The following is a 13,241-nucleotide window of genomic DNA, read 5'->3' as shown; positions in this document are numbered from 1 at the left end:
TCCGGCGCAAGGCCCGGGGGAGACATGCCGGCTGCAACATGTTCTAGTCGAGGGGTGCTGTGCTGGACTACACACACGTCGAGAACCTCAGCGCGGCAGACGTCGAGCGGCTTCGGGCCGTCTACGAACCCCTGACCCGATCGGTGCGCGACCTCGTCGACGCCACCGTCCGTACCGAGGTCGACGCCGACACGGTGGCCGCTGCGGTCGCCGAGATCGACGACGCCACAGCACGATTGCGCGAGAAGCAGCGCGAACTGTCGTTCGGCATCCAGTTCGGCGCAGACGGTGACTCGATGCCGTGGGGCAACGCGGTGATCGGCATACGCAACCCGACCGCTCCGCCGCTGGCCATCCGGCGGATGACGGACGACCGCGGAGAGTGGGTCACCAGTGACTTTCACCTCGGCGCCGCATTCGAGGGGCCTCCCGGGCACGTCCACGGTGGCGTCTCGGCGATGATCCTCGACCACGTGCTCGGTGACGCCGCGAGCACACCGGGCAGGCACCGTCTCACCGGCACCATCACGGTCCGCTACCGGCGGCTCACCCCGCTGGGACGGATGCACGCCGAGGCCAGGGTGACGCACACCGAGGGCGTCAAGACCTACGTGGTGGGGCACCTCGCCGACGGCGACGGGGTGACGGTCGAGGCCGAAGGGGTTTTCATCGAGCCGCGGTGGGCCCGGGGCTGACCGCGATCATCAACAGGTGGCGGGTGATGGTGCCGATCTCGGAGACCAGAACCCGCGCCGCGCCGTCCTCGGACCCTCGTCCCGACACGGCGTCCCGCAACCGCTGATCGGCGGCCATCAACTCTTCGGTGTCCACGGTCCAGGGTGACGCCGGCGTCGGCGGATCACCGCACAACGACTCCACGTACTCGTCGACGGCCCGCACGAACTCGCGACTCCACGCCGTCGACGGGTTCCCGGGGAAGTTGGCCTCCAGCGTGGTGCATGAAGCCGTGACGACGTTCAGCGCGGTGCGATAGGACCGCAGCCAGTGTCGCAGTTCGCGTGACTCCATCCGGGTGACACCGGAGGCGGATTCGAACGCCGCGCGTGCCCGAAACGCCCGCTGCCATGCCGCGGACAACGCGTCGTCGGGGTTGTCGAGCTCATGCACATAGGCTCTGATCACCGTTGCGGCATAGTCGATCTCGGTCTTGAGCAACTCTCCTGCCCGCTGTCCCAACCTGGCCAGGGCATGGTCGGGCAGCAACACGTGGGCGAGTACGGCGATGGCACCGCCGACCAGCGTGGCGGTCAACAACTCGCCGACGGTGGCGGGTTCGGCGGCGCGATCAATGTTGATCAGGAAGACGACGGCGGCGGCCAGCGCCGCCGAGAGCGCCAGGTACCCGAACCCCGCCGCGGCATAGGACAGCGCGAGGAAAACGACCGCAAGCACCGCCGAGACCACAGCACCCGGGTCGAGCAGGAACAACACCGTCGACGCAACGACAACGCCGGCGGCGGTACCGGCCACCCTGCCGACGCAGCGGGTGTACGTGTGTGCCGTCTCGGGCCGCAGCACCAGCAACACCGTGAGGGGCACCCAGTAGCCGTAGGGGACGTCCGCGTAGCGCTCCAGCCCGCCGCCGACCGCCACGGCCACGCCGAGCCGCACCGAGTGCCGGAACACCGGCGAGTACCGATCGAGGTGAGAGCGGATGCGGACGACGGCCGCGCGCACCGAGGTCCTGAGCTCGGGCCGCCGCAGCCGCACCCCTTCAGACGACGACCGCACGAAATCACCCAGCCGCATCGCCAGGGCGTCGTGCAGTTGCGTGGACAGCCGCCCCACCTCGGCCGCTTCGGCGCCGGCCAGTTCGTCGGCGGCGCTGTCCAGACGGCGCATGGCATCGTCGGCGGCGGCTCGGGCCGACCGGCCCGTCTCGGCTACCGCATCCAGCGCGTCAGCGGCCGCGGCGAACACCTCGGTTCCAGTTTCCCGGGCATGCAGTCCGGTCAGGGTGGTGGCGATCCGCTCGGGCAGCCCGTACCAGTCGCGGTGCTCACCCGGGCGTCGTCCCGCCTCACCGTCGGCCTGGGTGAAGGCCGCCCGCAATGTGATGAGGGGGCCCGTATCCACCCCGGCAATGTCGACGGAGCCCCCGTCGGCCAACCTCCTCGCATCCGCGGCCAGGGACCGGTAGGCATTGGTGAGCGCCTCGCGCTGCACCCGCCAGCGCCGCTGCGGCCAGACCGCGAAGAGTGCCGCCTGCAGCAGGCCTGCGGCCGCCACCACAGCCGCGGCACCCACTGTCGACGACAGTGTCGGCGAGACCGGAGGAGCGATGACCATCAGCGCACCCGACACAGCCGCGATCAGGCCGGCGTGGGCGCCCAGTGCCCACAGCATCGCCGCGCCGAAGCACCACAGCGCGATCACGGCGACGAACAGCGCCGAGTACGCCGACGTCAGGCCACCCAACAACACGGCGACGGCCATCAGCAACGAGACTGCGACGACACGGGCGATTCGTCCCCGTGGACTGTCCTGCAGGGCGGTGACGCCGGCGATCGCCGCCGCACCGGCAGCGGCAGTGCCCGAGCCCACCGGCCCCCAGTTCCACGCGACGAGGGCCACTGCCAGGACTCCGACGAGGCTGCGCAACACCGCAGCGAGGTCCGGCACCACGGGCAGCGTCAGGACCTTCAGCATCTGTCCATTCTGACCCGGGCTATGTTCGGCCAGTGGAGAAAGTCATCATCACCTTGCGGGGGACCCCTGGGGACGACGCGTGGTGCACCCGCCTGCGCACCGAAGTCGGCCCGGCACTGCTCGACATGGGCGCGCCGGGACTGGCGATCAATGTCCGCGACTCGGTCGTCACCGATTCGCTGATGACGCTGACCACGATGGATCCACCGGTGATCGCATTGGTCAGCATCTGGACCCAGCAGTGCTATGGCAGGCAGATCAACACGGCGACAGCGCTTTTGGCCGCTCTCTGCGACGAGGTATCGGCGTATCTGGTGACCGAGTCGGTGCCACTGGCGCCTCCGGACACGGTCGCCGGGGAGCGCAGTCCGGGCTTCGCGAACGTGGCGCTGCTGCGCCGGCCCGCCGAGTTGGACGAAGCGACCTGGCTGTCGCGCTGGCAGCAGGACCACACGCAGGTGGCCATCGACACCCAGTCGACGTTCGGCTACACGCAGAACACGGTCGTGCGCGCACTCAGCGCCGGCGCCGCACCGATCTCGGCGATCGTCGAGGAACTGTTTCCGATCGAGGCCACGTCCGATCTGCACGCGTTCTTCGGTGCGGCCGACGACGACGACCTCAGCGACCGGATGTCGCGAATGGTGGCCAGTACGTCGGCATTCGGGGCCAACCGTGACGTGGACACGGTCCCGACGAGCCGCTATGTGCTGCGCAGCCCCTTCTCGACGGCCGATACGCTGTCGCGGTGACTCTGCAGATCAGCGACGACAACCGGGTCCGCACCCTGATCCTGGACCGGCCCGAGGCCCTCAACGCGTTCAACGAGGAGCTCTACCTCGCGACGGCGACCGCACTGCGTGATGCCGCCGATGACCCGGACGTCGCGGTGGTGCTGCTCACCGGAGCGGGCCGCGCGTTCAGCGCGGGCAACGACCTCAAGGAGATGGCGGCCCGCATCGCGGATTCCTCGCTGAGTTCGCAGGGCAGTCATTTCTCCACGATGATCAGCGCGCTCACCGAACTGCCGAAGCCGCTGATCTGTGCAGTCAACGGGGTGGGTCTCGGCATCGGTACGACGATCCTGGGCTACGCCGATCTGGTGTTCATGTCCTCGACCGCCCGGTTGAAGTGCCCGTTCACCAGCCTCGGGGTCGCGCCGGAGGCGGCCTCGTCCTACCTGCTGCCGCAGCTGATCGGCAGACACAACGCGGCGTGGTTGCTGCTGTCGTCGGAGTGGGTCGACGCGGCCGAAGCCCATCGGATGGGTATCGCGTGGAAGGTGTGCGAGCCGGACGAGCTGCTGCCGGAGGCGCGAAGGCACGCCGAGATCCTGGCGTCCCGCTCGATCCCGAGCCTGGTGGCGGTCAAGCAGACCATGGTCGCCCCCTACCGCCCCGGAATAGCCGCGGCCACCGATCTGGAGAACGCGCAGTTCATGGAGCTGCTCGGCGGTGCGACCAACGCCGCTGCCCTGGCGGAATTCACCGGGCAGGGCAAGGCCTGATCCGCTACCGGCTGATGCTCTGCTGAGCGGAGTCGACCGCCGCGAAATGTGCCTCGATCATCGCCCGCAGCGTGCGCCGGCACCGACCGCAGTCGCCACCGGCGCCACACGCCTCGGCGATCTCCCTGGACGTCCGCGCACCCTTGGCCACGACTTCGCTGACCACGTGGCTCGTGGTTCCGGTGCACAGACAGACGAACATCGTGGCGGCCCGCTATCCCTGCCCGCCGACGCTCATCAGATGGGCGAACCTGCCCACGAACCTGGTGGGGTAGGCCCCCAGGCCGGCGTTGGTCATCCACTCGGCGGCGGCGTCCGGATGCTCGATCCACTGCCGCGCGCTGACCTCGTCCTCGATCTCCTGCAGGATCAGCACCTCGTGACCGTCGTCCAGTGCCCGGTAGACCCAGATCTTGCGGACACCGCCCTCGGCGAACCGCTCGAGTCCGTCGTGCACCTTGATCATCAGGGTTGGCACGTCTTCGACCGAGGACATCACGCCCACCACGACCCGACCGATGTGGTCCTCAGGTGTGGGGGGTCCCAGGTCGATCTTCTCCACGACCTCGCCACCGAAGATCGGCGGAATGTCATCGGCGCCCGAGATGTCGAACCATTCGGAGATCGCCGGCGATCGCAAGACCTCACGAATTGAATGGGAATGCCGAATTCCGATGGTCACCAGAACTCGGCGCGGTTCCCATATCGATTCATACAGAACGACGTGGCGCGCGCCGATCGCGGATAGCCCGTCGCGGTGCTTTTTGAGCCAGACCCACATTCGGTCGACATCGTCGACGCGGAAATCACACGCGAGAATGAATGAGTGCAGATCGTACTCACCCATTGGTTACCCTCGCCTGACCTCGTCGCCGTTGAACAGTTAGCCGAGTCTAACCTTACTTAGCCTAGGCAGTCCAGAGCAGGGGGCTGATCTGGCCGTGGACGACGCCCCCGGGTCGCCGGGCGTCCCGAAAACACACCGCCCACAGCGATAATGGCGCGCATTCGGCCACCGTTTTGCACTAGGTTGGAAGTGCCCGCACACAGCCCGTGCAGATAGCGAACGCGTCAGTAATCAAGGTGTTTAGGAGCAGTCATGCAAGGCGATCCCGATGTTCTCAAATTACTCAACGAACAATTGACGAGCGAACTCACGGCGATCAATCAATACTTCCTGCATTCCAAGATGCAGGACAATTGGGGCTTCACCGAATTGGCGGCGTACACGCGCAAAGAATCATTCGAAGAAATGGTGCACGCCGAAGAGATCACCGATCGCATCCTCATTCTCGATGGTCTGCCCAACTACCAACGGCTGTTCTCCCTGAGGGTGGGCCAGACACTGCGCGAACAGTTCGAAGCAGACCTTGCGATCGAGTACGAGGTCGTCGAGCGTCTCAGGCCGGGCATCGTCATGTGCCGGGAAAAGGGCGACGCCACGTCGGCGAACCTCTTCGAGAAGATCCTGGCCGATGAGGAGCTGCACATCGACTACCTCGAGACGCAGCTGGAGCTGATGGGCAAGCTCGGCGAGGAGCTGTACTCGGCTCAGTGCGTGTCCCGACCTCCCAAGTAGGCGGTTCGAGGTAACCGCCGGCGGGGAAGCCTACCTGAGTCCGGTAACTTTCCTAGGTTATCTAACGATGTATCTGGGAGTCCTCCGGTCGTCAGGAAGGTCAGGTCATGACGCCACCGACGCCCGCCTCCGTCACGGGTAGCGACACCGCCGCGCCGGTCAGTGCCCGCCGTCGCAACATCATCTTCGTCGCGGTCCTGCTGGGCATGCTGCTCGCTGCGCTGGACCAGACGATCGTGGCCACGGCGCTGCCGACCGTCGTCGCCGACCTCGGCGGCGCGGGTCACCAGTCCTGGGTCGTCACCAGCTACCTGCTGGCGTCGACGATCGTCACCGCGATCGTCGGGAAGCTCGGTGACCTGTTCGGCCGCAAAGTGGTGTTCGGCACCGCGATCGTGTTCTTCCTCGCCGGCTCGGTGCTGTGCGGGATCGCCTCGTCGATGACGATGCTCGTCGCGTCCCGTGCGCTGCAGGGGATCGGTGGCGGGGCCATCATGGTCACCGCGATGGCGCTCATCGGTGAGGTCATCCCGCTGCGTGACCGGGGCCGCTACCAGGGTGCCCTCGGTGCGGTGTTCGGTGTCACCACGGTGATCGGGCCACTGCTCGGCGGTTACTTCACCGACCACCTGAGCTGGCGCTGGGCGTTCTGGATCAACATCCCCATCGCGGTCGTCGTGTTCGTCGTGGCGGTCATCGCGATTCCGGCGCTGGCTGGTCGCACCCGCCCGGCCATCGACTTCGCCGGCATCGCACTGATCGGGGTGGGCGCCTCGGGACTGACGCTGGCCACCAGCTGGGGCGGCAGCACCTATCCGTGGTCGTCGCCGGTGATCATCGGGCTGTTCGTCGGCTCGGTGATCGCCCTGACGCTCTTCGTGCGGGTGGAGTTGCGCACCGCCGAGCCGATCCTGCCGATCCGGCTGTTCGCCAGCCCGGTGTTCACGGTGTGCTGCGTGCTCTCCTTCATCGTCGGTTTCGCCATGCTGGGGGCGCTGACCTTCCTGCCGACGTTCATGCAGTTCGTCGACGGGGTCTCGGCGACCGAGTCGGGCCTGCGCACGCTGCCCATGGTGGCGGGGCTGCTGATGACATCGATGGGCAGCGGGGTCCTGGTCAGCCGCACCGGCAGGTACAAGGTCTTCCCTGTGGTGGGTACCGCGGTGATGACGCTGGGATTCGTGCTGCTGTCCACGATGGACGCCACCACCCCGATGGTCGTGCAGAGCCTCTACCTGTTCGTGCTCGGTGCCGGGATCGGGCTCTGCATGCAGGTGCTGATCCTCATCGTGCAGAGCACCGCCGACTTCTCCGACCTCGGAGTCGCCACCTCGGGTGTCACGTTCTTCCGCACCATCGGAAGTTCTTTCGGCGCCGCGATCTTCGGTTCCCTGTTCGCCAATTTCCTCGGTGGCCGCATCGCGCCGGCTCTGGCCGCGGGCGGTGCGCCGCCGGTGGCCGCCGAGTCACCACAGGCGTTGCGTGAGCTCCCCGAGCAGATGGCAGCACCGATAGTGGCGGCCTATGCCGACTCCCTGGGGTTGGTGTTCCTATGGGCGGCACCGGTGGCGTTGATCGGCTTCCTGGTGTCGCTCACCCTCAAGCAGGTGCCGCTGCGGGATATCGACACGGGGGCCGCGGTGGATCTGGGTGAGGGCTTCGGAATGCCGCAGACCGCGTCGCCGGAGGAGATCCTGGAGACAGCCGTCGGCAGGCTGGTGCGGCAGTCGCCGGAGATCCGGCTGCGCAGCATCGCCGGGTTGCACGGTTGCGAAGCCGACGTGGCGTTGTTGTGGGCGTTGATCCAGATCTACCGGCAGAGCCAGGTCTTCGGCTCCGCGCGGTTGACCGAGATCGCCGAGCGGTTGCGTCTTCCCGTCGAGGTCCTCGAGCCGACTTTCGACCGGCTCGTCGACTCGGGTCACGCCCTGCGCACCGGCGACCAGGTGTGGTTGACGCAGTCCGGCGCCCACCAGGTCGACGCCGCCTCCGCGGCGCTGGTCAGCAGGATCGTGGAGAAGTTGGCCTCGTCGCCGACGTTCGAGGGACGCCCGGACCGGGATGACGTCGAGGCAGCGCTGGAGCGGATCGCGATGCGCCTGCTGGTGCAACGCGACTGGAACGACGACCGGACCGAACTCACCGCAGCCGGAAAGTGAAACACGTTACAATTCGCTGATGAGCCGAATCGGAGACTTCGCCGACGATGACGTTTCGGGTTTTGCCGTGAAATCACCCGACCTCGGTACCGCGATGGCGAAGTTCAGCCAGGCGGTCTACACGAAGGGCCGGCTGCCGCTGCGGGTCCGCGAGGCCGCCCGCATTGTGATCGCGCATGCCAACGAGTGCGTGGTCTGCCAGAACACCCGCGACGCCGACGGCCAGGCCGCCAGCGTGGACGAGGAACTCTACGACCACGCCACCGAGTGGCAGACCTGGCCCGGGTACAGCGACGCCGAACGCATCGCGATGGAGTTCGCCCACCGGTTCGCCACCGACCACACCGGACTGCGCGATGACGAGGACTTCTGGGAGCGCGCCGGGGCGCACTTCGACGATGAGCTGATGACGGATCTGGCCATCTCGTGTGCGATGTGGGTCGGCATGGGCCGGATGCTGCGCACGCTGGACATCGGCCAAAGCTGCAAGATCACGCTGTAAGTGCTGCCGTTCGACGGCACAATGACCGGCATGGCCGCCAAACCGCTCGCTGCTGCTGCCATCGCGCAGCTCGAATCCGACGGGGTCGCCACCCTGATCGGTACCGTGATCAACCCGGCCGGACTCATCCACGCCAAGACCGTTCCGCTGCGCAGGATGGGGGCGTTCGCCGAACCGGGTCTGGGCGCCAGCCCCGTCTGGCACGTGTTCGCCATCGACCAGGCCGGCATCGTGTTCGGCGACGCGATCGGCGTGGTCGGGGACCAGCGGATCCGCATCGATCTCGGCGCGCTCCGCATCCTCGGAGATGGATTGGCTTGGGCCCCAGGCTCGTTCTTCAACCAGGACGGATCGCCGGATCCGTACTGCGCGCGCGGAGCGCTGTCCCGGCTGGAGGCGCGGTTGGCCGAGGCCGGGTTGACGGCGCTTGTCGGCCATGAGATGGAGTTCGTGCTCGTGGGCCCCGGCGGGGAGCGACTGCCCTCACACCTGTGGGCGCAGTACGGCCTGGCGGGGGTGCTGGAACACGAAGGCTTCGTCCGAGACGTCACCAACGCCGCGACGGCCTCGGGGGTGGCCATCGAACAGTTCCATCCCGAATACGGCGCCAACCAGTTCGAGATCTCGCTGCCGCCCCAGTCGCCCGTCGCGGCCGCCGACCAGCTGACGTTCCTGCGCATCATCGTCGGCCGGGTGGCCCGGCAGTACGGGATGCGGGCCAGCCTGTCGCCGGTGCCTTTCGCTGGCAGCGTCGGTTCTGGTGCACATCAACACTTTTCGCTCACCCGCGATGATTCCCCGTTGTTCTCCGGAGGGGACGGACCCGGCGGTATCACCGCGGCGGGCGCCTCGGCGGTGGCCGGCGTGGTCGCGGGACTGGCACAAGCACAGGGCGTACTGTGCGGATCCATCCTGTCGGGCCTGCGCATGCAGCCCGGCAGTTGGTCGGGAGCATACGGGTGCTGGGGCACCGAGAACCGGGAGGCTGCGGTGCGCTTCCTTCCCGCCGGTCAGCCCAACCCGCACGGCGGCAACGTCGAGGTGAAGGTGATCGACCCGTCGGCCAATCCGTACCTTGCGTCGGCGGCGATCCTCGGTCTGGCGCTCGACGGCATCAACCGGGAACTCATCGCGCCGGAACAGGTCAACGTCGACCCGTCGGCACTGACCCAGGCGCAGCGTGACGAAGCAGGCATCGGCGTGCTGACATCGAACCACTCGGAAACCATCAGCACCCTCGACGAATCCTCCTTGCTGCGCGGCATTCTCGGCGATGAAGTGGTCGACGCCGTGGTCGCGGTGCGACGCTACGAACACGACAACTACGGCGAACTGGAGCCAGAGCAGCTCGCCGAGCGGTTCCGCCTCGCTTGGAGTGTGTGAGTGACAGCGCTGCACGAGCACATCGAGGCAGTGCCGCTGGTCGACCATCATGTGCACGGCTGCTGGCTCACCCCCGGTGACCGCAGCCGGTTCGAGAACGCACTCAACGAGGCCAACACCGAGCCGCTCGCGGCCTTCGACTCCGGCTTCGACACCCAGCTGGGCTTCGCGGTCCGTGCAAGGTGCAGCCCACTGCTCGGCATCTCCCGGCACGCGGACGCCGACACTTACTGGCGGCACCGCAGCGGACTGTCCGAGCCCGAGCTGGCCGGAATGTTCCTGCGAGCAGCCCAGGTTTCCGACTGGCTGGTGGACACCGGATTCGCCGCCGGCGTGGCCGATCTCGACGAGATGGCCGCGCTCGGAGCCGGCCGGATACACGAAGTGGTCCGGTTGGAGTCGGTCGCCGAAGAAGCCGCGGCCGCGCCCGGGGACTACGCCGCGGCGTTCGAGGACCTGCTGTGGCGGCGCACCCGCGATGCCGTGGCGACCAAGTCGATACTGGCCTACCGCGGCGGCTTCGTCGGCGATCTGTCCGATCCGGCACCCGCCGAGGTCACCGAAGCCGCAGCCCGATGGCGCGACCAGGGCGGCACCCGGCTCGACGATCGGGTGCTGCTGCGCTTCGGGCTGCACCGGGCGCTGCGGCTCGGCAAGCCGCTGCAGTTCCATGTCGGGCTCGGCGACCGCGACTGCGACCTGCACGCCGCCAATCCCACTCACCTGCTCGACTTTCTGCGGGTCAGCGGTGACACACCGGTGATGCTGCTGCACTGCTACCCCTACGAGCGCGAGGCCGGTTACCTGGCCCAGGCGTTCAACAACGTCTATCTCGACGGCGGACTGGCCGTCAACCACCTCGGCGCCCGCTCGGCCGACTTCATCAGCCGGCTGCTCGAGCTGGCACCGTTCCGCAAGATCCTGTACTCCTCAGACGGATTCGGCCCGGCGGAACTGCACTACCTCGGCGCACGGTTGTGGCGCGCCGGCCTGGCGGCCGCGTTGACGGGCTTCGTCGACGCCGACGAATGGAGCCGGGCCGACGCCGTCAGGGTCGTCGACCTGATCGCCCACCAAAATGCCAGGCGGGTCTACCAACTCGGCTAGGCGTGCTGCTCAGACGATGCCGGTCGCGTCGAACACCCACGACATGTCCGCCTTGGCGAAGTCGGCCAGCCACGTGGGTGGTGCATTGTTGGCCAGCGCCCCCATGTCCCAGTAGTCCTTCCACAACGTGATTTTGCCGTTCTGCACGCGGTGCACGGCACGGTGACGAACTGCAGAACCGCTGATTCGCCTGTGGGCCAATGCCATTCCTCGTGGTGCTCGTACATGACGTCGGCACCGTCGCCGACCATCAGGCCGCCGAAGTTCTGGTAGGAGGCCAGCGGCTCGAGGCCGATCTTGAGTCGTTTGACGATGTCGTCGGGCCCGCGCGCCGCCGCGGGCGGCCCGACCGGCATGTCCAGATAGATGCAGTCGGGCGCCAGGTAGGTCTTCAGCGCCTCCCAGTCCCGCGCCGACAGCGCCCGCCAAATGCCGTACACCGTTTCCTGCGCCGGCGTGACGTCGCGGACCTCGTCAACCGACATGGGCCAACACACTTTCCGGCGCGCCCACGGCCGGCGCCTTGTGAGCGGCGCGCAGGAAGCGTCCGGTGCGCCGCGTTCCGACGAGTTCGGTGAGCTCACCATCGAGGAACACCGCCCGGCCCCGACGAAGACCGCAGCCACGGTGTCGTCGTTGCGATTCACCATCCGCGACAAGCCGCCGTACTGCGCCACCTCTTCTTCGGCGTAACGGTCCAGCACCTCGTCGAGGTGTTCGGGGTCGATGACGACGACATCAGCGCGGTCGCCGACCCGTAGATGGCCGGCGTCGATGCGGTACCAGTCGGCCAACTCGCCGGTGAGCCGGTGCACCGCGTGCTCGATGCTCATGAACGGTCGGCCGGCGCGTTCTGCGTCGAAGAAGTCGCGGTGCCACACCCGCAGCCCGAACTTGCTCTCGTACTCCTTGCGGAACCGCCGCCGATAGGCCTCGTCCTTGAGCAACTCGTCGCGCTCCACCTCGTCTCGCAAGTGCAGCGCCGCCGCGCCCGCGCCGAATTCCTCGAAGATGACGAGGTCGATGCCGTCGGCGTACACCTCGAACGGCACCGGTAGGTGTTGCCAGCGGAAGTTCCCGCCCAGCCGGTTGATCAGCCGGGCGGCGGGCCCCAGCATCTTGACCGCGACCGGGTTGGACTTCACGTCGGCGGCCGACAGCAGGCTGGTCTTGAGGGGATTGCGGATGACCCCGAGCGACTGGAGAAGCTGTGATCCCAGGTTCGCCGGGTTCTCGATGTCGGGGCCGGACTGCAGAATTCGGCCGGAACGGCGCAGCAGGGACTTCAGCCGGCGCAGTTCGCGCGGTTTCGCGTAGGTCGACGGCAGGGTGCGCGACCGTCAGATCTCACCGTCCAACTTGTCGAAGAGCAGCTGCTGGGAGGACATTCCCACGAAGCCGGCGGCCAGCGCCTCGGCGAGCATCGCCTCCATCCGCGCCTGCTCGCCTCTGGTCGGACGCTCATCCTTGCGGGTGGCGCGGTCCAGACCCATCGTCGCGGCACGCATGTCGGAGTGACCGAGGAACGCGGCGATGTTGGGACCCAGCGGGCGCGACTCCAGAGCCGCGATGTACTCCTTGCCATCGGACCAGGTCTTGTGACGGTCCACGGTGTCGATGGCGTACTCGCGGGGGATGGCCTCGACCCGGCCGAAGATGTCTCCGGCGTCGGATCCGTCGACGTAGACCGTCGACAACGAACACGACCCGAGCATCACCGTGGTGACGCCATGACGCAGCGACTCCGACAGCGACGGCCCGCCGGGCACTTCGACGTCGTAGTGCGTGTGGATGTCGAGCATCCCGGGCAGCACCCATTTCCCGGTGGCGTCGATCACCTGGGGGCAACCGGTCTCGTCGAGGTGGTCGGCGGTGACGGCGGCAACATGCCCGTCGCGGATGCCGATGGTGCGCACCGCCGACGGCGCTCCGGTGCCATCGAACCACCGGCCGTTGCGGATGATCGTGTCGTAGCTCACCGCCCCATGGAACAGCCCGCGCAGGCGGGTGTCAACGAAATCGTGAACAGATTTTCTCGAGTGTCTACTGTCCGATCTGAACTGCGGCGACGCCGTCCGGCGCATAATCGGTCAGGTGACGCCACTGCAGCGCTACATCGCCGAGGAGATCGCCACCGACCACGTCGACGGTCTGATGTCGCGCCGCGATGCGTTGCGCCGGTTGGCGTTGCTCGGTGTCGGCACCGCCGCCGCCACGGCACTGATCGCGGCCTGCGGCGAGAGCCAGCAGGGCACAGACCCGCCGGCGGGGTCGGACACCGTCCCGCCGGACAGGCCTCCGGCCGGCGCGGCCGCTACGCCGCCCGGCATGGAC

The 13,241-nt window shown here is 67.6% G+C and carries 11 protein-coding genes and 3 pseudogenes; 9 read left to right on the top strand and 5 right to left on the bottom strand.

Features of this window, described 5'->3' with window-relative positions; genetic code table 11:
- Positions 1-59 precede the first annotated feature (59 nt).
- Positions 60-695 (top strand): PaaI family thioesterase, encoded by a 636-nt coding sequence (locus WA944_RS21755; protein WP_526370996.1) that lies wholly within the window; start codon positions 60-62, stop codon positions 693-695.
- Here WA944_RS21755 and WA944_RS21750 read toward each other — a convergent pair.
- The gene (locus WA944_RS21750; protein ID WP_526609631.1) at positions 667-2,670 is read right to left on the bottom strand and encodes an FUSC family protein; all 2,004 of its coding nucleotides are present in this window, start codon (positions 2,668-2,670) and stop codon (positions 667-669) included. The two genes, WA944_RS21755 and WA944_RS21750, sit on opposite strands and share 29 nt — an antisense overlap.
- 32 nt (positions 2,671-2,702) lie before the next feature.
- Here WA944_RS21750 and WA944_RS21745 point away from each other — a divergent pair, with 32 nt between their 5' ends.
- Both WA944_RS21745 and WA944_RS21740 read left to right on the top strand, forming a co-directional pair.
- On the top strand, positions 2,703-3,422 hold the full coding sequence (locus tag WA944_RS21745) for an EthD domain-containing protein (protein WP_526374737.1): 720 nt from the start codon (positions 2,703-2,705) through the stop codon (positions 3,420-3,422).
- Positions 3,419-4,177 carry an enoyl-CoA hydratase/isomerase family protein gene (locus WA944_RS21740; RefSeq protein WP_526374739.1) on the top strand — a complete coding sequence of 253 codons (759 nt, stop codon included), beginning with the start codon at positions 3,419-3,421 and terminating at the stop codon, positions 4,175-4,177. Before WA944_RS21745 ends, WA944_RS21740 begins: the two co-directional genes overlap by 4 nt.
- A gap of 4 nt (positions 4,178-4,181) precedes the next feature.
- On the opposite strand, the gene WA944_RS21735 is transcribed toward WA944_RS21740, so the two are convergent.
- Together WA944_RS21735 and WA944_RS21730 are read right to left on the bottom strand one after the other, a co-directional pair.
- Entirely contained in the window at positions 4,182-4,379 is a 198-nt protein-coding gene (locus WA944_RS21735; protein ID WP_526374741.1) for a (2Fe-2S)-binding protein, read from the bottom strand.
- Between the two features lie 12 nt (positions 4,380-4,391).
- Positions 4,392-5,024, bottom strand: a complete 633-nt coding sequence (locus WA944_RS21730) for a fatty-acid--CoA ligase (protein ID WP_526374743.1) — start codon at positions 5,022-5,024, stop codon at positions 4,392-4,394.
- 252 nt (positions 5,025-5,276) lie between these two features.
- Between WA944_RS21730 and bfr the strand changes: the two genes are divergently transcribed.
- From bfr to WA944_RS21705, 5 genes are all read left to right on the top strand, one after another.
- Positions 5,277-5,756: a bacterioferritin gene (bfr, locus tag WA944_RS21725; RefSeq protein ID WP_163891100.1), complete on the top strand. Its 480-nt coding sequence runs from the start codon at positions 5,277-5,279 to the stop codon at positions 5,754-5,756.
- A gap of 107 nt (positions 5,757-5,863) precedes the next feature.
- On the top strand, positions 5,864-7,915 hold the full coding sequence (locus WA944_RS21720) for an MDR family MFS transporter (protein WP_526647331.1): 2,052 nt from the start codon (positions 5,864-5,866) through the stop codon (positions 7,913-7,915).
- A 19-nt stretch (positions 7,916-7,934) separates the two neighbouring features.
- Positions 7,935-8,417, top strand: a complete 483-nt coding sequence (locus WA944_RS21715) for a carboxymuconolactone decarboxylase family protein (RefSeq protein WP_526374308.1) — start codon at positions 7,935-7,937, stop codon at positions 8,415-8,417.
- Positions 8,418-8,438: 21 nt separating this feature from the next.
- A complete protein-coding gene (locus WA944_RS21710; RefSeq protein ID WP_526609651.1) occupies positions 8,439-9,800 on the top strand; it encodes a type I glutamate--ammonia ligase in 1,362 nt (453 codons plus the stop codon).
- On the top strand, positions 9,801-10,907 hold the full coding sequence (locus WA944_RS21705) for an amidohydrolase family protein (RefSeq protein ID WP_526369916.1): 1,107 nt from the start codon (positions 9,801-9,803) through the stop codon (positions 10,905-10,907).
- 9 nt (positions 10,908-10,916) lie between these two features.
- Here the strand turns inward: WA944_RS21705 and WA944_RS21700 are convergent.
- Both WA944_RS21700 and WA944_RS21695 read right to left on the bottom strand, forming a co-directional pair.
- Positions 10,917-11,392, bottom strand: a pseudogene (locus WA944_RS21700) (nuclear transport factor 2 family protein).
- A pseudogene (locus WA944_RS21695) lies at positions 11,382-12,886 on the bottom strand (hypothetical protein). The pseudogenes WA944_RS21700 and WA944_RS21695 overlap by 11 nt, the downstream one beginning before the upstream one ends.
- Positions 12,887-13,001: 115 nt before the next feature.
- Here WA944_RS21695 and WA944_RS21690 point away from each other — a divergent pair.
- A pseudogene (locus tag WA944_RS21690) lies at positions 13,002-13,241 on the top strand (dienelactone hydrolase family protein); the annotation flags it as partial.

Source organism: Mycobacterium sp. (assembly GCF_049683355.1).
Taxonomy (GTDB): Bacteria; Actinomycetota; Actinomycetes; order Mycobacteriales; family Mycobacteriaceae; genus Mycobacterium.
The sequence above is the reverse complement of the archived record's forward strand: the minus strand, read 5'-3'. Positions and strand labels throughout refer to the sequence as shown.

What these genes read in the sequence shown, in the direction of transcription:
- WA944_RS21750 (WP_526609631.1), bottom strand. Translation starts at nt 2,670, where the DNA reads ATGCTGAAGGTCCTGACGCTGCCCGTGGTGCCGGACCTCGCTGCGGTG.
- WA944_RS21735 (WP_526374741.1), bottom strand. Translation starts at nt 4,379, where the DNA reads ATGTTCGTCTGTCTGTGCACCGGAACCACGAGCCACGTGGTCAGCGAA.
- WA944_RS21730 (WP_526374743.1), bottom strand. Translation starts at nt 5,024, where the DNA reads ATGGGTGAGTACGATCTGCACTCATTCATTCTCGCGTGTGATTTCCGC.
- bfr (WP_163891100.1), top strand. Translation starts at nt 5,277, where the DNA reads ATGCAAGGCGATCCCGATGTTCTCAAATTACTCAACGAACAATTGACG.
- WA944_RS21720 (WP_526647331.1), top strand. Translation starts at nt 5,864, where the DNA reads ATGACGCCACCGACGCCCGCCTCCGTCACGGGTAGCGACACCGCCGCG.
- WA944_RS21715 (WP_526374308.1), top strand. Translation starts at nt 7,935, where the DNA reads ATGAGCCGAATCGGAGACTTCGCCGACGATGACGTTTCGGGTTTTGCC.
- WA944_RS21710 (WP_526609651.1), top strand. Translation starts at nt 8,439, where the DNA reads ATGACCGGCATGGCCGCCAAACCGCTCGCTGCTGCTGCCATCGCGCAG.